Source organism: Streptomyces sp. NPDC058685 (assembly GCF_042714725.1).
Taxonomy (GTDB): Bacteria; Actinomycetota; Actinomycetes; order Streptomycetales; family Streptomycetaceae; genus Streptomyces.
Genome location: NZ_JBHXSL010000003.1, coordinates 77,213 through 99,722 on the forward strand (window position 1 = coordinate 77,213; position 22,510 = coordinate 99,722).

At 71.7% G+C, this 22,510-nt stretch carries 21 protein-coding genes; 13 read left to right on the forward strand and 8 right to left on the reverse strand.

Features of this window, described 5'->3' with window-relative positions:
• Positions 1-153 precede the first annotated feature (153 nt).
• On the reverse strand, positions 154-981 hold the full coding sequence (locus tag ACFWU3_RS03540) for an endonuclease I family protein (RefSeq protein ID WP_384430466.1): 828 nt from the start codon (positions 979-981) through the stop codon (positions 154-156).
• Between the two features lie 256 nt (positions 982-1,237).
• Here ACFWU3_RS03540 and ACFWU3_RS03545 point away from each other — a divergent pair, with 256 nt between their 5' ends.
• From ACFWU3_RS03545 to ACFWU3_RS03555, 3 genes are all read left to right on the forward strand, one after another.
• Positions 1,238-1,609 carry a PadR family transcriptional regulator gene (locus ACFWU3_RS03545; RefSeq protein WP_384430469.1) on the forward strand — a complete coding sequence of 124 codons (372 nt, stop codon included), beginning with the start codon at positions 1,238-1,240 and terminating at the stop codon, positions 1,607-1,609.
• A gap of 228 nt (positions 1,610-1,837) precedes the next feature.
• On the forward strand, positions 1,838-2,197 hold the full coding sequence (locus ACFWU3_RS03550) for a hypothetical protein (RefSeq protein ID WP_384430472.1): 360 nt from the start codon (positions 1,838-1,840) through the stop codon (positions 2,195-2,197).
• A gap of 78 nt (positions 2,198-2,275) precedes the next feature.
• Positions 2,276-2,707, forward strand: coding sequence for a DUF3592 domain-containing protein (locus ACFWU3_RS03555; RefSeq protein WP_384430475.1), 432 nt, complete (start codon positions 2,276-2,278; stop codon positions 2,705-2,707).
• 160 nt (positions 2,708-2,867) lie between these two features.
• Here ACFWU3_RS03555 and ACFWU3_RS03560 read toward each other — a convergent pair whose 3' ends face one another.
• Complete coding sequence (locus tag ACFWU3_RS03560; protein WP_384430478.1) at positions 2,868-4,511, reverse strand: ABC-F family ATP-binding cassette domain-containing protein; 1,644 nt, start codon at positions 4,509-4,511, stop codon at positions 2,868-2,870.
• A gap of 324 nt (positions 4,512-4,835) precedes the next feature.
• Between ACFWU3_RS03560 and ACFWU3_RS03565 the strand changes: the two genes are divergently transcribed.
• Positions 4,836-5,501: a GPP34 family phosphoprotein gene (locus tag ACFWU3_RS03565; protein ID WP_384430481.1), complete on the forward strand. Its 666-nt coding sequence runs from the start codon at positions 4,836-4,838 to the stop codon at positions 5,499-5,501.
• A gap of 112 nt (positions 5,502-5,613) precedes the next feature.
• On the forward strand, positions 5,614-6,441 hold the full coding sequence (locus tag ACFWU3_RS03570; RefSeq protein ID WP_384430484.1) for an isocitrate lyase/phosphoenolpyruvate mutase family protein: 828 nt from the start codon (positions 5,614-5,616) through the stop codon (positions 6,439-6,441).
• A 31-nt stretch (positions 6,442-6,472) separates the two neighbouring features.
• Here ACFWU3_RS03570 and ACFWU3_RS03575 read toward each other — a convergent pair whose 3' ends face one another.
• Positions 6,473-6,889 carry an SsgA family sporulation/cell division regulator gene (locus ACFWU3_RS03575; RefSeq protein WP_384430487.1) on the reverse strand — a complete coding sequence of 139 codons (417 nt, stop codon included), beginning with the start codon at positions 6,887-6,889 and terminating at the stop codon, positions 6,473-6,475.
• Positions 6,890-7,083: 194 nt separating this feature from the next.
• Here ACFWU3_RS03575 and ACFWU3_RS03580 point away from each other — a divergent pair, with 194 nt between their 5' ends.
• The gene (locus ACFWU3_RS03580; RefSeq protein WP_384430996.1) at positions 7,084-8,187 is read left to right on the forward strand and encodes a WD40/YVTN/BNR-like repeat-containing protein; all 1,104 of its coding nucleotides are present in this window, start codon (positions 7,084-7,086) and stop codon (positions 8,185-8,187) included.
• A 67-nt stretch (positions 8,188-8,254) separates the two neighbouring features.
• Here ACFWU3_RS03580 and ACFWU3_RS03585 read toward each other — a convergent pair whose 3' ends face one another.
• Positions 8,255-8,548, reverse strand: a complete 294-nt coding sequence (locus tag ACFWU3_RS03585) for a YciI family protein (protein WP_327678272.1) — start codon at positions 8,546-8,548, stop codon at positions 8,255-8,257.
• A 491-nt stretch (positions 8,549-9,039) separates the two neighbouring features.
• Here ACFWU3_RS03585 and ACFWU3_RS03590 point away from each other — a divergent pair, with 491 nt between their 5' ends.
• Positions 9,040-9,732, forward strand: coding sequence for an endonuclease V (locus tag ACFWU3_RS03590; protein ID WP_384430491.1), 693 nt, complete (start codon positions 9,040-9,042; stop codon positions 9,730-9,732).
• A gap of 59 nt (positions 9,733-9,791) precedes the next feature.
• Here the strand turns inward: ACFWU3_RS03590 and ACFWU3_RS03595 are convergent, their stop codons facing one another.
• A complete protein-coding gene (locus ACFWU3_RS03595) occupies positions 9,792-10,991 on the reverse strand; it encodes a saccharopine dehydrogenase family protein (protein WP_384430494.1) in 1,200 nt (399 codons plus the stop codon).
• Positions 10,992-11,209: 218 nt separating this feature from the next.
• On the opposite strand from ACFWU3_RS03595, the gene ACFWU3_RS03600 reads away from it, so the two are divergent.
• Genes ACFWU3_RS03600 through ACFWU3_RS03615 form a run of 4 tightly spaced genes read left to right on the forward strand, consistent with a single transcriptional unit; the run spans position 11,210 to position 16,976 of the window.
• On the forward strand, positions 11,210-12,352 hold the full coding sequence (locus tag ACFWU3_RS03600) for a CaiB/BaiF CoA transferase family protein (protein WP_384430497.1): 1,143 nt from the start codon (positions 11,210-11,212) through the stop codon (positions 12,350-12,352).
• Positions 12,349-13,491: an acyl-CoA dehydrogenase family protein gene (locus tag ACFWU3_RS03605; RefSeq protein WP_313942923.1), complete on the forward strand. Its 1,143-nt coding sequence runs from the start codon at positions 12,349-12,351 to the stop codon at positions 13,489-13,491. The genes ACFWU3_RS03600 and ACFWU3_RS03605 overlap by 4 nt, the downstream gene beginning before the upstream one ends.
• 33 nt (positions 13,492-13,524) lie before the next feature.
• Positions 13,525-14,739, forward strand: coding sequence for an acetyl-CoA C-acetyltransferase (locus ACFWU3_RS03610; protein WP_313942922.1), 1,215 nt, complete (start codon positions 13,525-13,527; stop codon positions 14,737-14,739).
• Between the two features lie 41 nt (positions 14,740-14,780).
• Entirely contained in the window at positions 14,781-16,976 is a 2,196-nt protein-coding gene (locus tag ACFWU3_RS03615) for a 3-hydroxyacyl-CoA dehydrogenase NAD-binding domain-containing protein (protein ID WP_384430501.1), read from the forward strand.
• Between the two features lie 111 nt (positions 16,977-17,087).
• Here the strand turns inward: ACFWU3_RS03615 and ACFWU3_RS03620 are convergent, their stop codons facing one another.
• Complete coding sequence (locus ACFWU3_RS03620; protein WP_384430504.1) at positions 17,088-18,164, reverse strand: MerR family transcriptional regulator; 1,077 nt, start codon at positions 18,162-18,164, stop codon at positions 17,088-17,090.
• Between the two features lie 94 nt (positions 18,165-18,258).
• Between ACFWU3_RS03620 and ACFWU3_RS03625 the strand changes: the two genes are divergently transcribed.
• Positions 18,259-19,785, forward strand: a complete 1,527-nt coding sequence (locus ACFWU3_RS03625; protein WP_384430507.1) for an alpha/beta fold hydrolase — start codon at positions 18,259-18,261, stop codon at positions 19,783-19,785.
• On the opposite strand, the gene ACFWU3_RS03630 is transcribed toward ACFWU3_RS03625, so the two are convergent.
• Positions 19,782-20,549 carry a MerR family transcriptional regulator gene (locus tag ACFWU3_RS03630; RefSeq protein ID WP_384430510.1) on the reverse strand — a complete coding sequence of 256 codons (768 nt, stop codon included), beginning with the start codon at positions 20,547-20,549 and terminating at the stop codon, positions 19,782-19,784. The two genes, ACFWU3_RS03625 and ACFWU3_RS03630, sit on opposite strands and share 4 nt — an antisense overlap.
• A 143-nt stretch (positions 20,550-20,692) precedes the next feature.
• On the opposite strand from ACFWU3_RS03630, the gene ACFWU3_RS03635 reads away from it, so the two are divergent.
• The gene (locus tag ACFWU3_RS03635) at positions 20,693-21,169 is read left to right on the forward strand and encodes a macro domain-containing protein (RefSeq protein ID WP_384430513.1); all 477 of its coding nucleotides are present in this window, start codon (positions 20,693-20,695) and stop codon (positions 21,167-21,169) included.
• 146 nt (positions 21,170-21,315) lie between these two features.
• Here ACFWU3_RS03635 and ACFWU3_RS03640 read toward each other — a convergent pair whose 3' ends face one another.
• On the reverse strand, positions 21,316-22,389 hold the full coding sequence (locus ACFWU3_RS03640; RefSeq protein WP_384430516.1) for a S1 family peptidase: 1,074 nt from the start codon (positions 22,387-22,389) through the stop codon (positions 21,316-21,318).
• Between the last annotated feature and the right edge of the window lie 121 nt (positions 22,390-22,510).

Below are 22,510 nucleotides of genomic sequence, written 5' to 3' on the forward strand. Positions count from 1 at the left end.
CGGCGGCCCGCCCTTTCACCCTCGGCCCCAACCCCCACGGGGGGGGGTGGGGCGACGGCCGGACGGCCGCCGCACGCGGCGGGCGATCACCCGCCGGCCGGCAGCGAAGCCGGTCGGCGAGGCGAGGGCCCTTCACCGTCGGGTGACAGGCGGCTACGTCCAGATGGCGCTGACCCACTCCGGGTGGTCGATGAACGGGTTGCGGTTGCGCTGGATACCGAAGACGGCCTCATTGCGCTTCTGCTCGAACGCGTCCGGCGGGTCCTCGGTGTTCCACTGCTTGAGTACGGACAACCGGCCGATGGCCGGTGCGGAGCCGTTGTTCACCTTGTCGTTCGGCTCCAGGTCCGGGGCGCCGTCCTCGCCGTCGTAACGGACGGCCATGTAGAGGATCATGCGGGCGACATCGCCCTTGACCTGGTCGCGCGGCTCGAACGAGTCGCCGTCGGCGAAGTTCCCGGGCGCCTCGGCGACCTCGTCGCCGCCGTTGTCGAAGTCCAGGTTCCCGCGCGTGCTGTTCACGGACACGTCCGCGGGCCGCAGATGGTGGATGTCGGTGCCCGGACCGGTGGCGGTACCGAAGTCGCCGTGGGACTTCGCCCACACATGCTCGCGGTTCCAGTCGTCGGGCCCGCTCCCGTTGGTGGTCTTGGCCTGGGAGCGGCCGGTGTAGAGGAGGATGACGTTCGCCGAGTTGGCGGGGTCCTCGTCGGTCTTCTTGAGCGCGTCCCACACGTCGTCGTAGGAGAGCTTCGTCTGCTCGCTGATGATCGTGTGCAGAGCCGCTTTCAGCTCCGGACCGCTCTTGCCGAGCGCGCCCTCGTAGTAGGTGTCGTCGAGGGCCCCGACGGTGGTGCGCTTCTCGGGTGCGGTGCCGGGCTGACCGGCGAAGGCGACGGTGGGTACCGCGACGGCCGCTGCCGCCACGGCTATGACGGCGTGGCGCCACGGGCGCCGACGGGACAGTCGATGAGTGGACATGTGTGGGGGGAGTCCTCTCCGGTTCGGGCACCCCGCTCCGCGGGCCAACGCGGCGCGTGCGACGGGGTGATGGGCTGTTTGCCCTCGGAGACTGGCACGGAGTGCCCGCCGGGAAGTGGACGCGATGCGCGTATCTCGTACCGAGACGGTGAACGGCGCGCAGCTCGTGGCGACCGGGCCGGCCCGCTTCCCCGGTGCGGCCGGGAACGATCAACTGTCCTGCGGTGCATGGCAATGACCCACTACCTTGCACCACATGACAAAGGAGCTGCCCGCCGTCGACCAACGGCGCAGCCAGTTGCTGCGGGGCGTGCTCGACCTCTGCCTGCTCGCGAAGATCGCCGAACGGCCGCGATACGGCTATGAGTTCGTGGAGGCCCTGGCCGCCGACGGACTCGAGCTCATCAGCGAAGGCAGCATCTACCCGTTGTTGGCCCGGATGGAGCGGGCGGGGCTCGTCGACACCTTCCGGGCGCCATCGGCCACCGGCGGTGCACCGCGCAAGTACTACCGACTGACCGGCGCCGGAGAGGCGGAACTCGCCGACGGCCGTGCCGCGTGGAAGCACTTCACCGCAGCGGTCGGCCGGACGCTGGACACCGACACCACAGGGGGAACCACCACATGACGACGCGCGAGCAGGTGCTGGCGGTCTGCAAGGCCAACTGGGAGTACCGCGGCCTCGACGAAGGCTCCGTACGGGAGATGCTCGGCGAGCTCGACGACCACCTTCGGGACGCCGCCGCCGACGGGCGTGGCGCGGAGGCGGTGGTCGGCAAGGACATGAGGGCCTTCGCCGCGTCCTGGGCCCGCGCGAGGACGCCGCTGGCCGGTCCGGCTGCTGCGGATGACCGCCATGATCACTTTCGTCACCGGGTGGATGCTCCTCTTCGGGCACCTCGTCCGCTGGACTACGGAACTCCCGGTGTCCACGAGCCGTATCGCCTTCTTCGCGGTCCTCGCGACGGTCACCGTCACCTGGGACATGAGGCGAGGCGGCTCCGCGCTCGGCAGGGGGTGGCTGGTCGCCAATACGGCCGCGGTGGCCGCGGCGATATCGATCGTGTGGTCGGCCGGTGACCGGACTCTCTTCCACCAGCCGCTGTGGTGCTCGCTCCTGCTGCTTGCCCCGGGACTGCCGTACGCCCTGGCCGACGCCCGCGCGAAGCGCAGGGCCGGCAGGACCCGGGACGCAACGGCCCCTGCTGCCAGATGAAGAGGACGACAGTGCGGATGAGCGGGCCACAGCGGCCCCACCCGCAACCGACACCCCCATGGACACGGCGCACACCACATGGAACCCGCATGGCTCATCCCGCTCATCCCGCTGACGATCGGCGCGGCCTTCCTGAGCTTCGGCGTCCATGGACTCCGTCGCGCCCGGGTGCTGCGTAGCGCGGGTGTCACCGTCGAGGGGCGGATCGTCCGTCACGATGTCCGGCGGAACGACGAAGGCGTCACGTTCTACCACCCGGTCGCGGCCTGGACGACCCGGGACGGGCGTACGTGCGAGTACTCGTCCAGGCTCGGACGCGGTTCGGTCCGGCACGGGGACGGCTTCCGCGTGGGAACCCTCGTGTCGGTCCGGTACGACCCGGCGGATCCCCGGCGGTTTGCCATCGAGGGCTGGGACTCCACCCTGGTCGACCTGGTGTTCACCGTCGTGGGGTCGGTTCTCACGGCGGGCACGCTCATCGTGGTGCTCGTCCTCCTGCTCACTCTCTGAGGCCCGGACGATGCCCGGATGCGGATGCGGATGCGGATGCGGATGTGGATGCGGGTGTGTGCGGCGAGACCCGTGGGCCGGACAACGTCAGTCCGGGCCACGGGTCTCGCCGCGACGGCGTCCGGCGCGCGTCAACGCCAGGCGGGCGCGGCCGAGTTCGTCACGCGGCCGGGAACGCTCCCTCCCGTACGTCGTCCGGCCCGATGTCCCGCAGTTCGCCGTCCAGCAGCAGCCAGCGCGTGATGCCGATGGACTCCAGGAACGTCATGTCGTGGCTGGCCACGATCAGTGCTCCCTCGTACGCCTCCAGCGCCGCCGTCAGTTTCCGCACGCTCGCCATGTCCAGATTGTTCGTCGGCTCGTCGAGCATCAGCAGCTGCGGTGCCGGCTCCGCCAGCAGCAGCGCGGCGAGCGCGGCCCGGAACCGTTCACCGCCCGACAGCGTGCCCGCCGGCTGGTCGGCCCGTGCCCCCTTGAACAGGAAGCGCGCCAGCCGTGCCCGGATGCGGTTGTCGGTCGCCTCCGGTGCGAACCGGGCCACGTTCTCCACCACGCTGAGTGCGTCGTCGAGTACGTCGAGCCGCTGCGGCAGGAAGCGCAGCGGTACCGCGGTCACCGCCTCGCCCGCGACCGGCTCCAGTTCACCGGTGATCGTGCGCAGCAGCGTCGTCTTGCCCGCGCCGTTGCGGCCGATCAGGGCGATCCGTTCCGGGCCGCGCACCTCGAACTCTCCCTTCACCTCGGCTCCGTAGCGCAGCCGCAGTTCGCTGAGCCGCAGGACCTCACGGCCCGGGTGGACCTTGGTGGACGGCAGCTCGATACGGATCTCGTCGTCGTCCCGGACAGCGAGCGCCGCCTCGTCGAGCCGTTCCTTCGCCTCGGCGAGCTTCTCGGTGTGCATGATGCGGTGCTTGCCCGCCGAGACCTGGGCCTGACGTTTGCGCGCTCCCATGACGATCTTGGGCTCGCGCTTGTTGTCCCACATCTTCTGGCCGTAGCGCTTGCGGCGGGCCAGTTTGACCTGGGCGTCGGACAGTTCACGCTTCTGGCGCTGCACATCGGCCTCCGCGACGCGCACCATGCGCTCGGCGGCGTCCTGTTCCACGGCGAGCGCCTCCTCGTAGGCCGAGAAGTTGCCTCCGTACCAGACGACCTCCCCGTCGCGCAGGTCGGCGATCTGGTCGACGAGTTCCAGCAGTTCGCGGTCGTGGCTCACCACGACCATCACCCCGGACCACCCGGCGACCGCCTCGTACAGCCGACGGCGCGCGTACAGATCGAGGTTGTTCGTCGGCTCGTCCAGCAGCAGGATGTCGGGCCCCGCCAGCAGCAGCGCGGCGAGCCGCAGCAGCACGGCCTCGCCGCCGGAGACCTCGCCGATCGTGCGGTCGAGCCCCACATGGCCGAGGCCCAGCTGATCGAGGGTCGCGCGCGCACGTTCCTCGACGTCCCAGTCGTCGCCGACCGTCTCGAAGTGGTGCTCACTCGGGTCGCCGGCCTCGATGGCGTGCAGCGCGGCGCGGGTCGCGGCGATGCCGAGCACCTCGTCCACGCGCAGGTTCGTGCCGAGCGCGACGTTCTGCGGCAGATAGCCGACCTCGCCCACGGTGCGGACCGTGCCGTCCGTGGGAGTCAGCTCCCCGGCGATGAGTTTCAGCAGCGTCGACTTCCCCGATCCGTTGACGCCGATGAGACCGGTACGGCCGGGGCCCACGGCGAGCTGGAAGTCGTCGAGGACACCGGTGCCGTCGGGCCAGGCGAAGCCGAGAGCGGTGCAGGTGATGTGGGTGGAAGCGGTAGACATGAGGGCGTCTCCCTGTTGCGTGGAAGGGTTCGGGGCAACGGGTGGGGACACCGAGATGTGGGCGACGGCCGCCGACGGGGCACAAGAGGTGATGGACAAGTCCCGGCCGGGGGAGAGACGGCTCGTATGCCGAGGTCGCACGCACTGCGCACGCCGCACTGACTGCGGCTGTGACGCACGGTGTCTCAGGACCTCAGACGAGCAACGTCCTTCTCCGATCGACGACAACAGAACCGTTGTACACCGTAAGAGCGTGCTCAGGACCTGTCAACGGAATTGCGTGACCAGGGCCTGCCCGCGCGACGCACCAGGAGGCACCAGCCCATGCCCGACGCATCGCTCTCGCTCGCCGCCCGGCTCTGTCTCCTCGCCTGGGACACCGAACGGATGAAGCTCACCGGCGTCTCCCAGCTCGCCCACCTCGTCCGGGCCGGGGCGCTCACGGAGCTCGCCCAGCGGGGCGTGCTCGCCGACGACGGCGGGATCGCCCGGCCCGTCTCCGACGACCGCACCGGCGATCCGGCGCTCGACGACCTCCTGGAACTGATCGAGGAGTCCAGGCCCCGCACGTGGAAGAGCTGGGTGACCAGCCATTCCAAGTACACCCTCGACGCCGTCCAGGCCCAGCTCGCCGGCACCGGTCATCTGCGGAAGGAGCACGGGTGGGGGCTGTTCTCCAGAACGCAGTACCGCCTGGAGCGTCCCGATGTCGTGAAGGTGCTGCGCGCGGAAGCGCGGGACGTCCTGACGGGTCCGGTCCCGGTGGACCAGGTCTCCGACCGGGACGCGGCACTGGTCGCGCTGGCCGCCGCGGCCGAACTGCGGACCCTCGCGACCGGCGGGGAACGCCGGCAGTACAGGGAACGTGTCGAAGCGCTCACCGTGCGCGGCGGCTCGGCAGCGCCCGCCCTGAAGAAGGTGATCGACGAGGTGCGCACCGCAGTCGTCGTGGTCACGGCGACGACGGCGGCCACCGCGGGGAGCGGCTGACACCGGGCACCGGCGACCCCCGCGGGCAGCGGCTGACACCGTGCGGCCGTGCCGGACGTTGATGTCGGAAAGCTGCCAGCCGGACACCGGCTTCCGGTGATTGGCTCCACGCATGACGACCTCGATCGAACGCGCCCGCCGTTTCCGTTCGCTGCACACCGCCGACCGTCCTCTCGTGCTGCCCAACGCCTGGGACACCGCGAGCGCCCGCATCATCGCCCAGGCCGGTGCCGATGCGATCGCCACCACGAGCGCCGGCGTCGCGTGGGCCCTGGGCGCCGCGGACGGCGACCGGCTGGACCGCGCTGCCGCGCTGGAACATCTCGGCCGTGTCGTCGCGGCCGTCGACGTGCCGGTGACGGCCGACATCGAGGGCGGTTACGCGCAGAACGCGGACGGCGTCGCCGAGACCGTCCGCGCGGTGCTCGCCGCGGGCGCCGTCGGCATCAACATCGAGGACGGTCGGCGCCCCGCGGAGGAGCACCTGCGCCGGATCGGGACGGCCCGGGCCACGGCGGACGCGGAAGGCGTCCCGCTGTTCGTCAACGCCCGCACGGACGTGTTCCTGGCGGGCATCGGCCCCGAGGAGGGACGGCTGGAGGAGGCACTGAAGCGGGCCGCCGCCTGTGTCGCCGCCGGCGCGGACGGGATCTTCGTGCCGGGTGTCACCGACGCGGACACCGTGGCGGCCCTGGCGCGGGGGATCGACGCCTCGCTGAACGTGATGACGGGCCCCGGAGCGCCGAGCGCCGCGGAGTTCGCGCGGCTCGGGGTGGCGCGGATCAGCGCGGGCTCCTCGATCGCCCAGGCGGCCCACGCGCTCGTCCGCGACGCCGCCCGTGAACTGCTCACCGAGGGCACGTGCTCGACGGTGGCGAACGGATACGACTACGGCGAGCTCAACGCCCTGCTCGGTGCGCGCGTCAGGCCGTGTCCGTGACAGGGTGCGGGCACTCTCCGGGCCGCTGGACTCAGCTCGCGTCGCGCAGCAGCTCGACCAGATGGTGATCGAGGTCCAGATGGAGGTGCTCGTGCCCGGCGGGCACCAGTGCCTGGACGCGCCCCAGGAACCGGCGCAGCTCGCCGGTACGGATGTGCACCATCGCCACACCCTCGGGGGCGTGGAACTCCACGACCGTGCGGTCGTATCCGTACGGCCGCACCCGGACGTCCCCGAGCCCCGCCGGCGCGTCCACGCCCGCCGCGAGCAGCTCGCGGGAGAACGCCCAGGACACGTCGGTGCCTTCCAGGGTCGCCGTGGCCGGAAAGGCGATCCGTACGGCGAAGGGGTCACGGCGGTCGTAGAGCAGCGTCGCCGGGACGGATTCCATCCGGGGCGCCGAGGCGACCATACGTGCCTGCACGGCGTGTTCGATCACGGTGGACAAGGCCTTCTCCTCGGTGCACGGCTCGCCGGCGTCTGCCTGACACCGGAAGAGACGACAGATCGAGCCATCGCGTGCATCGGAACCATGCGTGACGTGTGTCACCGCCCGCGCGCGGCAGGCGGCACCCTGGACGGGGTGCGGCGGGTGGGCTAGCTTCCAGCGCCATGACGTCCATGGGGAAGACGAGACGAATGATGTCGGTGGGGCTGTGCGCGGCGGCGGTCGCCGCAGCTCTGACGGTCCCGGCACAGGCGGCCCAGCACACCGGCGGCGGGGTGTCGCCGCAGTGGAACCTCAAGCAGACCGGTACGGACGTGCGGTTCCGGGGACTCGCGGCCGTCAGCCGCAACACCGCCTGGGTGGCGGGCTCCAAGGGCACCGTGCTGCGCACCGCGGACGGCGGCCGCAGCTGGCGCGACATCTCGCCCCCGGGAGCGGGTGAGCTGGAATTCCGCGACATCGAGGCGTTCGACAGCCGTCGCGCCGTGGTGCTGGCGATCGGCGAGGGCGAGGCGTCCCGTGTCTTCCGCACCACGGACGGGGGAGCGACCTGGACCGAGTCCTTCCGCAACGCCGATCCGAAGGCCTTCTACGACTGCATCACCTTCTTCGACACCCGGCACGGCCTCGCCATGAGCGACCCGGTGGACGGCAAGTACCGCATCCTGTCGACGGCCGACGGCGGCGCGTCCTGGAAGGTGCTGCCCAGTGCCGGGATGCCGGCCGCGCTGCCCGGCGAAGCGGGCTTCGCCGCGAGCGGCCAGTGCCTCGTCAGCTCGGGTCCCAAGGACGTCTGGCTCGCCACCGGCGGCGGCGCCACCGCCCGTGTGCTGCACTCCTCCGACCGTGGCCTGAACTGGACCGCCGCCGAGTCCACCATTCCGGCCGGCGATCCGGCTCGCGGAGTCTTCGCCCTCGCCTTCAGCGACCGCCGGCACGGCCTGGCGGTCGGCGGCGACTACCGAGCCGACCAGCAGTCGCCCAAGGCGGCGGCGGTCAGCCGGGACGGTGGCCGCAGTTGGCGGCAGCCCACGACACCGCCGCCCGCCTACCGCTCGGGTGTCACCTGGCTGCCGCACAGCAGCCGCGCGGCCCTGGCCGTCGGCCCGACCGGCACCGACCTGACGGTGGACGGGGGCCTCCGCTGGCGCACTGTCGACACCGGCTCGTACGACACCGTGGACTGCACGAAGGACTTCGGCTGCTGGGCCTCGGGGGAGAAGGGCCGCGTCGCACGGCTGGAGGTCAACACGACCGAGGCCGGGTCCGTCATCCGCCAGGGAGTGTTTCAGAAGTAGCGCCGTCCGTCGTGGAGGTCCGGTCCGGTCGTTCGGCGCGAACCCGGCAGGATCCGAACGACCGGCCCTACAACTGCTGGCGGTACGGCGCGAGTCCGGGCGCGGTCTTCGTCGCGATGAACTCGGTGATCCGGTACTCGCACACTCCGCCGACCGTGAAGGGGTCGGCCGCCGCGATCTCCTCGATCCGCGCGCGGTCGTCCCCCACGGCCAGGATCACGCCGCCGTCACGCGGGTTCTTGCGGCCCGAGGCGATGAACACGCCCTCCTCGTAGAGCGCGTCCAGCCAGGCCACGTGCGCATCGAGCAGCGCGTCGACGCGTTCGATCGGAGCGGTGTAGGTCAATTCCAGTACGAACATGATCGACAGGCTAGCCCGTGGTGCGCCGCGCCGTTCCGGGGGCGGTCCCGTCTGTCCGGGACACCTCCGCGCGCCTGACTTCCCCCCGGGCGCGTAGCTGTCGGGGACCTCCGTGAACGCGGTCGCGGACTCCGGACGCTGGTGAGTGCCCAGACCGCCGCCCGGTTCGGAGACCGTGCTCCACCGCCACGTACCCGCGCCAGGAGCTGCTGGTCGACCCGAAGACCCTACCCGGGGGCACGCACCCTGTATGCGGCCGGCGGAGAGCTCGACGGCGAAGTGACCACGAAGGACACGCTGGTGAGGCGCTCGGCTCTGGTGGCGAACACGGTGGTGGACACCCACAGTCTGCGTTCCTGAGCAGGGCATCGCCTGATCCGGCGCGGCGACGGCCCCGCGGGCGGCGCGAACGCCCCGCGGAGCCGGTGCCGTTGGAGCCGGCGCCGTTCACGGGGCGGCCGCCCGGGCCCGCGTCGTAGGGTGGCCGGACCATGAAGATCATCGAGAAGCCTGCCGACTGGCCATCCGACGAGGCGGCGGCCATCGCCGTCCAGGACGAACTGCGGACCCGCGTGGTCCTGGACGAGCCGGGACCGCCGCCTTCGTCCGGGCTGGTGACGGGCGTGGACGTGGCCTACGACGACGAGCGTGACGTCGTCGCGGCGGCGGCCGTCGTGCTGGACGCCGTGACGCTCGACGTCGTGGAGGAGGCCACCGCGGTCGGCCGGGTGGCCTTCCCCTATGTTCCCGGGCTGCTGGCCTTCCGTGAGATCCCCACCGTGATGGCGGCTCTGGCCTCCCTGACGCGTGACCCCGGCCTCGTCGTCTGCGACGGCTACGGCCGGGCGCACCCCCGGCGCTTCGGGCTCGCCGCCCACCTCGGGGTACTGACCGGACTGCCGGTGGTCGGAGTCGCCAAGAACCCCTTCGTCTTCACCCACGCCGAACTCGGGCCCCGCCGGGGCGATGCCGCCGCCCTCCTCGCGGACGACGGGGAGGAGGTGGGCCGTGCGCTGCGCACCCAGGACGGTGTGAAACCGGTCTACGTCTCGGTCGGCCACCGCACCGGTCTCGACAACGCCTGCGCGCACGTCCTCGCCCTGACACCGCGCTACCGGCTCCCGGAGAGCACCCGGCGTGCGGACGGCCTCTGCCGCCGGGCACTCATCGAGGCGACCGCGTAGGACGTATCGGCTCGGGACGGCCCGACGGCCCGGCTCCGGCAGCCGGTCCGCCCCCGCCCTCAGCGTGTGGCCGCCACCCGGAAGCGGATCCCGGCAGCCTGGAGCCGCTTCAGCAGCGCGTCGCCCATCGCGACAGCCGTGGTGACCTGCCCCGAGGTGTCCGGCAGGGTGTCGAAGACCAGGCAGAGCGCCGACTCGGCGAAGATCTTCGCCGTCTCGTCGTATCCCGGATCGCCGCCCGAGACCTCCGTGTAGACGGTGCGTCCGCCGCCCTCGCCGACGAAGCGCACCGAGAACCAGCTCTTCGCCCGGCGCTTCTCGTCGGGCCCCTCGCCCGGCTTGACCCGATCCGACAACCAGCGCCGGGCCGCGGGCAGTTGGGCGAGCCCCACCAGGGCGCCGATGGCCGCGACCCCGCCCGCCGCCATGGGCAGGGTCTTGACCGCCGCGTAGTGCCGGTAGCGGAAGTCCGGCCCGTAGCGGGCCAGCGCCCGCGCCGACCGGGCGATGATCTGGCCGTCGATCACCGGCAGCGGCAGCGCCCAGGCCTGCGTCTCCCGGCTGAACCTCGGCCCGCCGAGCGGGGAGCGTGCCCGGCGTCCCATCAACCGCGGCTCGTGCAGCCGTCGTTCGTGCGCGGCCTTCGCCATCTGCCGACCGCGGCCCATCGCGTTGAGCGCGGACGCGAACGTGCCGCCGGAGAACGCCGCGTTGGAGCGCACGAATCCGTCGACGTTCAGCGGTACGTCCTGAGGCAGTTGCTGGACCGTGTAGTACGCGCCCAGGTCGTGCGGCACGGAGTCGAAGCCGCAGCAGTGCACCAGCCGCGCCCCGGTCTCCCGGGCCCGCGCGTCGTGGCGGATGTACATCTGGTCCACGAACTCGGGCTCGCCCGTCAGGTCGATGTAGTCCGTCCCCGCCTCGGCGCAGGCGGCGACCAGCGGCTCGCCGTACCAGAGGTAGGGCCCGACGGTCGTGGCCACCAGCCGGGCGGACTCGGCGAGTTCGCGCAGCGCCTGCTCGTCGTCGGCCTGCGCCTCGATCAGCGGGAGACCCGCGCAGCGGGGGTGGTTCTCGGCGAGGCGGTCGCGCAGCCGTTCGAGCTTCTGGCGGCTGCGGCCCGCGATCGCCCAGCGGCATCCCTCCGGCGCGTGCGCCGCGAGGTACTGGGCGGTGAGCTCCCCGACGAATCCCGTGGCTCCGAAGAGCACGATGTCGTACGGGCGCTGCTCGCGACCGGTCGCGTCCTGCCTGTTCAATGGCCCCTCCGCCGTTGTCGTCGGTGGCTGAGGCTAGCGTGCGAACGCGCCCGGAAAAAGATGCGTTCCCCATCGGTAACATCCGGCCGCCCCGAGGTCAGGACGCGCAGCGGGCCGAATCTAAGCGCTTGCTCGGCCCAGACCCTTGTATCCGGTGGAACGCGTTCTTACCATCGCTGGTGTTACATCAGTTGTGTCACATCAGAGCAGGGGACTCCATGGCAGTGGCAGGGAACGGCCCGCTCACCGGAGTACGGGTGGTCGAGCTGGCAGGAATCGGCCCCGGCCCGTTCGCTGCGATGCTCCTGGCCGACCTGGGCGCCGATGTCGTACGGGTCGACCGCCCCGGCGGCGCCGGACTCGCGATCGACCCCGCGTACGACCTCACCAATCGCAACAAGCGCTCCGTGCTGATCGACCTCAAGGGCGACGACGGGCCCGAGCAGGTGCTCGCCCTCGTCGAGCGGGCCGACATCCTCATCGAGGGCTACCGTCCGGGCGTCGCCGAGCGCCTCGGAGTCGGGCCGGAGGAATGCCTGGCCCGCAACCCGCGACTCGTCTACGGACGGATGACCGGCTGGGGTCAGGAGGGACCGCTCGCGCAGCGGGCCGGGCACGACATCGCCTACATCGCGATCACCGGCACCCTCGGCATGATCGGCAAACCCGACGAACCGCCCGCCGTCCCCGCCAACCTGGTCGGCGACTACGCGGGCGGCTCCCTCTATCTCGTCGTCGGTGTGCTCGCGGCACTCCAGCACGCGCGCACCGAGGACGGCCGGGGCCAGGTCGTGGACGCGGCCATCGTCGACGGCACCGCCCATCTGGCCACGATGATCCACGGCATGATGGCGGCCGGCGGCTGGCAGGACCGGCGCGGAGCGAATCTGCTCGACGGCGGCTGCCCCTTCTACGGCACCTATGAGACGGCCGACGGCGAGTACATGGCGGTCGGGGCGCTGGAGCAGCAGTTCTACAACGAGTTCATCGAGCTGCTCGGCATCAAGGACGAGGCCCCCGCCCGTAAGGACTTCGACCGCTGGGACGAGCTGCGCGCCGCCGTCGCCGCCCGGTTCACGACCCGTACCCGCGCGGAGTGGACCGCCGTCTTCGAGGGCTCGGACGCCTGTGTGGCGCCGGTGCTCTCGCTGCGGGAAGCCCCCGCACACCCGCATCTCGCCGCCCGCGGCACCTTCGTCGACCACAGCGGGCTGACCCAGCCGGCGCCCGCGCCCCGGTTCTCCGCCACGCCCGGTTCGGTGCGCACCGGGCCCGCCATGCCGGGAGCCGACACGGCTGCCGTGGCCCGTGACTGGGACCTGCCCGGCCTCGTCGAGCCCGCCAAGGAGGGCACCCTGTGAAGCGCCAGATCTTCACCGCGGACCATGAAGCGTTCCGCGAGACCGTCCGCACCTTCCTCGCCAAGGAAGTCCTGCCGCACTACGAGCAGTGGGAGAAGGACGGCATCGTCAGCCGGGAGGCATGGCTCGCCGCGGGGAGGCAGGGGCTGCTCGGCCTCGCCGTTCCCGAGGAGTACGGAGGCGGCGGGAACCCGGACTTCCGCTACAGCGCCGTCCTCGCCGAGGAGTTCACCCGGGCCGGCGCCGCCGGGCTCGCGCTCGGACTGCACAACGACATCATCGGCCCCTATCTCACCGGACTCGCCACCGAGGAGCAGAAGCGGCGCTGGCTGCCCGGCTTCTGCAGCGGCGAGATCATCACCGCCATCGCGATGACCGAACCGGGCGCCGGGTCCGACCTCCAGGGCATCCGCACGACGGCCGAGGACCGCGGCGACCACTGGATACTCAACGGCTCGAAGACCTTCATCTCCAACGGGATCCTCGCCGACCTCGTCGTCGTCGTGGCGAAGACGACGCCCGAGGGCGGTGCCAAGGGTCTGTCGCTGCTGGTCGTCGAGCGTGGTGCGGAGGGCTTCGAGCGCGGCCGCAACCTCGACAAGATCGGACAGAAGTCCCAGGACACGGCCGAGTTGTTCTTCAACGACGTTCGCGTTCCCAAGGAGAACCTCCTCGGTGAACGGGACGGCGCCTTCATCCATCTGATGACCAACCTCGCCCAGGAGCGCATGGGCATCGCGGTCGCCGGGATCGCCGCCGCCGAGTACCTGCTGGAGATCACCACCCAGTACGTCAAGGAGCGGGAAGCCTTCGGACGGCCGCTGTCCCGGCTCCAGCACATCCGCTTCGAGATCGCCGAGATGGCCACCGAGTGCGCCGTCACCCGCGCGTTCCTCGACCGCTGCATCGTCGATCACGCGAACGGCGAGCTCGATGCCGTCCACGCCTCGATGGCCAAGTGGTGGGCCACCGAACTGCAGAAGCGCGTCGCCGACCGCTGTCTGCAACTGCACGGCGGCTACGGCTACATGACCGAGTACCGCGTGGCCAAGGCCTTCACCGACGGCCGTATCCAGACCATCTACGGCGGTACGACCGAGATCATGAAGGAGATCATCGGTCGCTCCCTGCTCGCCTGACCCGACCTTCATCACCCTCGAAAGGCTGCTGTCTTGAGTACCGAAGCGTATGTCTACGACGCGATCCGCACGCCTCGCGGCCGCGGCAAGGCCACCGGCGCCCTGCACGGCACCAAGCCGATCGACCTCGTCGTCGGCCTGATCCACGAAATCCGCGACCGCTTCCCCGGACTCGACCCGGCGGCCGTCGACGACATCGTGCTCGGCGTCGTCGGCCCGGTCGGTGACCAGGGCTCCGACATCGCCCGTATCGCGGCGATCGCGGCGGGGTTGCCCGACACCGTCGCCGGCGTTCAGGAGAACCGCTTCTGCGCCTCGGGCCTCGAAGCCGTCAACATGGCGGCGATGAAGGTCCGTTCGGGCTGGGAGGACCTGGTACTCGCCGGTGGCGTCGAGTCCATGTCGCGCGTGCCCATGGCCTCGGACGGTGGCGCCTGGTTCGCCGACCCGATGACCAACTTCTCGGTCGACTTCGTGCCGCAGGGCATCGGCGCCGACCTGATCGCCACCATCGAGGGCTTCTCCCGCCGCGACGTCGACGAGTACGCCGCGCTCTCCCAGGAGCGGGCAGCGGCGGCCTGGAAGGACGGCCGCTTCGAGCGGTCCGTCGTGCCCGTCCGCGACCGCAACGGTCTGCTCGTCCTGGACCACGACGAGCACATGCGCCCCGGCACCACCGCGGACTCCCTCGCCTCCCTCAAGCCGTCCTTCGCCGGGATCGGCGACCTGGGCGGCTTCGACGCGGTGGCGCTCCAGAAGTACCACTGGGTCGAGAAGATCGACCACGTCCACCACGCGGGCAACTCCTCCGGCATCGTCGACGGCGCCGCCCTGGTCGCGGTCGGCAACAAGGAGGTCGGCGAGCGCTACGGGCTCACCCCGCGCGCCCGCATCGTCGCGGCCGCGGTCTCCGGCTCGGAGCCGACCATCATGCTCACCGGGCCCGCCCCCGCGACCCGCAAGGCGCTCACCAGGGCCGGGCTGACGATCGACGACATCGACCTCGTGGAGATCAACGAGGCGTTCGCCGGCGTCGTCCTGCGCTTCGCCCGCGACATGGACCTCTCCCTGGACAAGATCAACGTCAACGGCGGCGCCATCGCCATGGGCCACCCGCTCGGCGCCACGGGCGCCATGATCCTCGGCACGCTCGTGGACGAACTGGAGCGCCAGGACAAGCGGTACGGGCTCGCCACCCTCTGCGTGGGCGGCGGCATGGGTATCGCCACCGTCGTCGAGCGTCTCTGACCGTCCTGTCCCTCACGGCCCCACAACGGAGCAGTCACACCATGAGCGAGACCACCACTTCCTCGACCATCCGCTGGGAACAGGACGACACCGGCATCGTCACCCTGGTCCTCGACGACCCCAACCAGTCCGCGAACACCATGAACCAGGCGTTCAGGGACTCCATCGCGGCCGTCGCGCAGCGCGCGGAGGCCGAGCAGGACTCCATCCGCGGCATCGTGTTCACCTCGGCGAAGAAGACCTTCTTCGCCGGCGGCGACCTCAAGGACATGATCAGGATCGGTCCGGAGAACGCCCAGCAGGCGTTCGACGAGGGCATGTCCATCAAGCACGCACTGCGCCGGATCGAGACCCTCGGCAAGCCGGTCGTCGCCGCCATCAACGGCGCGGCCCTCGGCGGCGGTTACGAGATCGCCCTCGCCTGCCACCACCGCATCGCCCTCGACGCGCCCGGTTCGAAGATCGGTCTGCCCGAGGTCACCCTCGGGCTGCTGCCCGCGGGCGGCGGCGTCACCCGGACCGTACGCCTGCTCGGCATCGCGGACGCGCTGCTCAAGGTGCTCCTCCAGGGCACCCAGTACTCCCCGCAGCGGGCCCTGGAGAACGGCCTGGTCCACGAAGTGGCCGCCACCCAGGACGAGATGCTGGCCAAGGCGCGCGCCTTCATCGACGCCAACCCCGAGTCCCAGCAGCCCTGGGACGTCAAGGGCTACAAGATCCCCGGCGGCACGCCGTCGAACCCGCGGTTCGCCGCCAACCTCCCCGCCTTCCCCGCGAACCTCAAGAAGCAGACCGCGGGCGCCCCCTACCCGGCACCCCGCAACATCCTCGCGGCGGCCGTGGAAGGCTCCCAGGTCGACTTCGAGACCGCGCAGACCATCGAGGCGCGCTACTTCACCGAGCTGGTCACCGGCCGGATCGCCAAGAACATGATCCAGGCGTTCTTCTTCGACCTCCAGGCCGTGAACTCCGGCGCCAACCGCCCCCAGGGCATCGAGCCGCGCCCCGTGCGCAGGGTGGCGGTGCTCGGCGCCGGGATGATGGGCGCCGGCATCGCCTACTCCTGCGCCAGGGCCGGTATCGACGTCGTGCTCAAGGACGTCACCGCCGAGGCGGCGCAGAAAGGCAAGGAGTACAGCGAGAAGCTGCTCGCGAAGGCTCTGTCCCGCGGCCGTACGACGGAGGCCAAGCGGGACGCGCTGCTCGCCCGCATCACGCCGACCGCGGACCCCGCCGACCTCGCGGGCTGCGACGCCGTGATCGAGGCGGTCTTCGAGGACACCGCGCTCAAGCACAAGGTGTTCCAGGAGATCCAGGACATCGTCGAACCGGACGCGCTGCTGTGCTCCAACACCTCGACGCTGCCCATCACCGCGCTCGCCGAGGGTGTGACGCGGCCCGTCGACTTCATCGGGCTGCACTTCTTCTCGCCCGTCGACAAGATGCCGCTCGTCGAGATCATCAAGGGCGAGCGCACCGGCGACGAGGCACTGGCGCGCGCCTTCGATCTGGTCCGGCAGATCAACAAGACGCCCATCGTCGTCAACGACTCGCGCGGCTTCTTCACCTCGCGCGTGATCGGCCAGTTCATCAACGAGGGCGTGGCGATGATCGGCGAGGGCGCCGACCCCGTCTCGGTCGAGCAGGCCGCCGCCCAGGCCGGCTACCCGGCCAAGGTCCTCTCGCTGATGGACGAGTTGACGCTCACCCTGCCGCGCAAGATCCGCAACGAGACCCGGCGCGCGGTCGAGGAGGCCGGCGGCACCTGGGCGGGCCACCCGGCGGACGCGGTCATCGACCGGATGGTCGACGAGTTCGGCCGCCCGGGCCGCAGCGGCGGGGCGGGCTTCTACGACTACGACGGGGAGGGCAAGCGTGCCGGGCTCTGGCCCGGGCTGCGCGAGCACTTCGCCAAGCCGGACGTCGAGATCCCCTTCGAGGACATGAAGGAGCGGATGCTCTTCTCGGAGGCGCTCGACACGGTGCGCTGCCTGGAGGAGAACGTCCTGACGTCCGTCGCGGACGCCAACATCGGCTCGATCATGGGCATCGGCTTCCCGGCGTGGACGGGCGGCGTGCTCCAGTACATCAACGGGTACGAGGGCGGGTTGCCCGGCTTCGTGGCGCGCGCACGCGAGCTGGCCGCTGCCTACGGCGAGCGGTTCGAGCCGCCGGCGCTGCTGGTGCGGAAGGCGGAGCGGGGCGAGCGGTTCAGCGACGAGGAGCAGGGCCGCTAGTGCCTCGACCGGCACCTTGGTCTGTCGGGCGGATCAGTCCGGCAAGATCCGTACGACAGGCTGCCCCGGGTCCGAACCGGGGCCGCCCGTACGGTTTTTGAGCCTCGTGCGTCATCCGCGGGTGAGCGTGCCGCCTTCGTCGGCTGCGTGCTCACCCCGGCCGGCCGCCCTGCGGGAATCGGCGCCGGTGTCCTTTGACACCGGCGCCGACGCGCGTACGGGCACGGCCGCCGCGGTCCCCAGCTGTGCGTCCAGGGCCGCGAGGAGCCAGTCGTGCGCGGACCCCGGTGTCGGCTCGGGACGCCCGCCCGACGGGCTGATCAGCTCGGCCGTCAGCTCCCAGTACCGGTCGATCCGCGGGTCGGCCGCGAGCTGCCCGGACAGCAGACGGCGGAAGCCCGGGGTGTCCCGGGTCCCGAACGCGCTCGCGTACGCGTCCACGAAGCCGTCCAGCGCCTCGCCCGGGTACGGCCCCCGGTCGCGACGCATCTGAACGCCGGCCAGCTCGTACGCCTCGGCCAGGCCCGCGTACAGCACCGCCGCCCCACGGGATCCCGCGACCTGGTGCGCGTGGGGACGGCACGGCTTCGACCCGCCGCACGGGCCGGTCGTCATCGCGGACAGCCGGGCGAACGCGAGCACCTGCGCCGGGTCCGGGTCGTCGGGCGGCTGGGGGACCGCCACCTCCAGGAACGCGGACGTCGCCCGGGCAGGCATACGAGGCGGCAGCCAGGCACGCCAGAACCGGGCCAGCGGGGCCGTGCTCGGCGGCGCGGTCACCGCCCCGACCAGGCGCAGCCGGTCCGCCCGTTCGCCGGTCGGGCTCTCCTGCACCAGCCGCAGCGCCGCCTCCCGCCAGCGCAGGGCCGCGAGCTGGGAGCCGATCGCGCGCAACTGCCCGGCGACGGCGTCCTCCAGAGCGCCGCCCGCCGCGGCGGCGGGGTCCTCGCCGTCCTGCTCGTCGAGGATGCGGCGCACCTCGGCAACCGGCAGATCGAGGGTGCGCAGCGAGCGGATCAGCCGCAGCCGCTCCAGTGCGCCGGGGCCGTACCGGCGATGCCCGCCGGCGCTGCGGGAGGACTCCGGCAGCAGCCCGCTGTCCGAGTAGAAACGGACGGTCTTGACGCTGACACCCGCGCGTTCGGCGAGCTCGCCGATGCCGCACAGGCCGTCGGGCGAGGAGAACACTTGAACCTCCCTCAGGGGGAGTTCCTACGGTACCGGCGAGCGCGGCCGGTCGATCGGACCGGTCCGCGGAGGGCGACGGATCGAGGAGAGGTTCATGACCGTATTCATCCTGGTGCCGGGCATGTTCACCGGCGCACAGGTGTGGGAGGAGACGGCCGCACGACTGGCGAAGGCGGGTGACGAGGTGCACACGGTGGACCTCACGGGGCTCGGCGCGGCACGCGTCGCCGAGCCCACCGATGTCGACGCACCCGTCGACCTGGAGACCCACATCGCCGATGTGCTCTCAGTGATCGACGCTCTGGCCCCGGCGCCGGGCCGGGAGATCGTGCTCGTCGGCCACGACTACGGCGTCCATCCGGTGATGGGCGCCGCCGACCGGCGGGCGGAGCGCGTCGCCCGGATCGTCTGCGTGGACTCCGCACTGCCGCGGGACGGTGTTCCGGCCCTGGCCGCGGTGCCCGACCAGCGCCTGCGCGAGCAGATGGCCGAGCGGGGATCGGCGGAGCGGGGAGAGCTGCCGCCCCCGGTACGCGACGAGTGGCAGCGCTGGGGCAGCACGGCGGGCGTCCCCGCAGCGGCGCTCGACCGGCTCACCGACCTCGCCGCACCACAGCCGCTGGGCACGTTGCTCCAGCCGCTGCGGCTCACCGGCGCCGTGGCCGTACCCACCACCGGTGTGCTGTGCACCGGCAACGGCACGAGCATCGAGCTGGTCCGGATGCTGGTGGGCATGGGCGATCCCGCCCTCCAGGTCCTGACCGCCCCCGGGGTGACCTTCTTCGAACTGCCCACCGGTCACTGGCCCATGCTGTCCTGCCCCGCCGAGCTGGCCGACGTCCTGCGGAAGGCCGCCGCCGGTGAGGGGAACCGGCTGGAGCCGGCCGACGCCACGCAGCCGCCCGCCCATCTGCGGCCCTTCCTGCTGGATGTGCCCGACCTTCCCCGCGAGCGGATCGGCAACGTGGACCTGTATCTGCCGGCCCACGCCGAGGGGCCGCGCCCGGCGGTCGTCTTCGTGCACGGCGGCCCGGTCCCCGCCGACGCCCGGCCCACCCCGCGGGACTGGCCGACGCTGACGGGGTACGCCCGGTACGCGGCCGGCGAGGGCGTGGTGGGCGTGACGCTCGACCATCGTCTGCACGACATCGCCGACTATGAGCGCGCCGCCGGCGACGTGGCCGCCGCGGTGGAGAGGGTCCGGGCCGATCCGCGGGTGGACGCGGACCGGATCGCCCTCTGGTTCTTCTCGGGCGGCGGCCCGATCGCCGCGGACTGGCTGGCGGCGCCGCCGACCTGGCTGCGCTGCCTGGCGGCCACGTACCCGGTCCTGGCGCCGCTGCCGAACTGGGGCCTCCCGGGCGGCCGCTTCCGGCCCGCGGAGGCGCTGGCGCACGCGGGTGCGCTGCCGATCGTGCTCACCCGGGTGGGTCTGGAGAGTCCCGAGATCGCGGCCACCGTCGAGGAGTTCCTGGCCGCGGCCACCGGCTGTCGGGCACAGGTGGAGGTGGTCGACGTGCCGAACGGGCACCACGGCTTCGAGACGCGTGACCCGACGGACGAGTCGCGCGAGGCCGTGCACCGGGCGATGGGCAGGGTGCTGGGCCGTCTGCGGCCCTAGGGCGCGGACCTGGGGTCCGGGCCGTGTTCGGTGTCCGGCTCCGTCCCGAACGCGGCCCGCAGTTCCTCCTTGAGCGACCGCTGGAAAGCGGTGACCAGAGCCTGCACCACCAGCGGCTGCATGTGGACCGACAGGGACTTCATCGCCGCCACGTGCTCGGGGTCGGCCTCCCGGCGGCGGTACGGGTTCCAGACCTCGTCACGGAACAGCCGGGTGAGCTCCTGGGCGGCCGAGCGGGTGTGCTCGACCAGAACCGTACGGGCGGCGAGGATCGTCTCGTGGGCGATGGGCACGTCCAGCAACTGCACGCCCAGCCGGAACAGCCCGCGGTCCAGGCGGAAGACGCCCGGCTCCGGCGCCCGTTGCAGGACGTCCATCGCCACCAGCCGGCCGATGTCCTCTTCGCTCAGCGGGCGGCCGGCGCGCCGTTCCAGCTCGGCGGCGGTCGCCTCCTCCGCGGAGTCCGGCGCCCAGGACGCCACCATCGCGCGGTGGATCGCGAGGTCGTGGGCGCTGAGGTCGTCCGGCAGCTGTTCGAGATAGCGTTCGATGGCGGACAGTGTCATGCCCTGGTGCTGGAGCTCCTCGATGAGGGCCAGCCGGGACAGATGGGCGGGGCCGTAGTGGCCCACGCGGCGGGGTCCGATCGTCGGCGGAGGCAGCAGCCCGCGGGTGCTGTAGAAGCGCACGGTGCGCACGGTCACCCCGGCACGGGCGGCCAGTTCGTCGACGGTGAGGTTCGGCTCGTCGGTCTCGGTCGCCACGCTCGTGCCTCGCTCTCCACCGCTCGTCGTCGATCTCCCTGCGGTGCAACAGTATTGCTGTCTCACCATTGTTGTGAAAGCGGTGGGAGCGGGCGGAAAGATTCTCGGTGACCATTGTCAGTGGTGATCCGTACGGTGGACGCATGCCGGGGATCACGTACGTACGGGGGGACGCCACCGCGCCGCAGGGCAAGGGGGTGAAGCTGATCGCGCACGTCTGCAACGACCTGGGCGGCTGGGGGAAGGGCTTCGTGCTGGCGTTGTCCCGCCGCTGGCCGGAGCCCGAGCAGGCCTACCGCCGCTGGCACCGGGAGCGTGCTTCGAACGATTTCGGCCTCGGCGCCGTGCAGTTCGTCCGCGTCGGCCCGTATCTGTGGGTCGCCAACATGGTGGGGCAGCGGGGGACGAGGGCCCGGAGCAAGGGGGTTCCCGTGCGGTACGAGGCGATCGACACCGCCCTCGGCGCCGTCGCGGAGAAGGCGGCGGAGCTGTCGGCGTCGGTGCACATGCCCCGGATCGGCTGCGGGCTCGCGGGCGGCAGATGGCCACGGGTCGAGCCGCTGATAACCGACCGGCTGACGTCGCGGGGGACAGCGGTGACGGTGTACGACCACGACTGAGGGGGCCGCGGGAGGGGCATGCACGGCCCCGGGAGGCCGGGCGTACGCGCCGTGCGCACGCGGCTTCAGGGGACGAGGACGTGCGCTCGGGACGGCCGAGGGTGCGCGCTCGGGGTGAGCGACCCTCGGCCGTCCGCGCGATGACGTCAGTAGACGGTCACGCCGTACGCCGCCAGTGCTTCGGTCACCGGCTGGTGGATCGCCGAGCCGTTCGTCCCCGTGCAGCCGGCGCTGCCCGAGTGGATGCCCAGCGCGACGGAACCGGCGAAGTGGGCACCGCCGCTGTCGCCGCCCGCCGAGCAGGCGGTGGTGCGGACCATGCCGTAGACCGGTCCGTCGCCGTAGTTCACCGTGACGTTCACGGCGGTGACGGTGCCGGCGGTCACCTGCGTCGTGGAGCCGCTCTTGTGGACGGCCTGGCCGACGATGGCGTCGGCGGCGGAGGCGATGTCCTGGTAGCTGCCGTTGTAGAGGTTGACGTTCCCGGCGGGCTGGTCGGTGCCGGTGTAGCGCACGATGCCGTAGTCGTTCGTCGGGAAGCTGGTGCCCTCGCGGGTCCCGATCGCGGCGCCGCCGGACGTGGCCGACCACGTGTCGCCGAGATTGGTGCAGTGCCCCGCGGTCACGAAGTAGCGGACCGTACCCTTCGCGGCGTTGAAGGCGGCGGAGCAGCGGACGCCCCCGCCGTAGATGGCGTCACCGCCGGCGATCTCCTTGGTGAACACCCCCGGCACACGCGCGATGCGGACGGCGTCGCCGAGGGTGGCGGCGACCCGCGTCAGACGCGCCATGGAGAGCGTGGAGACGGACCGGTCGGCCTCGATCGCGACCTGGTTGGTCGAGGGGTCGATGCCCCACGACGTGCCGGTGATCTTCGCCTTGGTCTCGAGGACGTTCATGGCGGCTTCGAGCTGGGCGGTGCTGCGCTCGACGAGTTCGGCCCGGGCGCCCGAGGCGCGTACCTCTTCGGCGGCGGACTGGTCGGTCACGGTGATGACGAGGTCGCCGGTCTGGGAGTCCAGGTACGAGCCGGCCGAGCGGTCGCCGAGGGTCCGTTCGAGCGTGGAGTCGAGTGCGTACTGGCCGGGGGAGGCCGTGACACCCGGGGCGGGGCTCGGCACCGGGTCGGGTGCGGCGTGGCCGGTCCCGGTTCCGAGACCGACGGCGGGCAGGGTGAGCAGTACCGAAAGGCAGATGCGCGCGCGGAGCGTGCGTCTCATGGGGGGCCTCTCCTTCGCAGGTGTCCGCTGTGGGGGGGATTTACCGAGAAGCAGTGTGGACTGGACCAGTCCGGAGTGCGGTCTCAATGTGGCATGGCCCTGTCACGTCGACAAGGGTGTG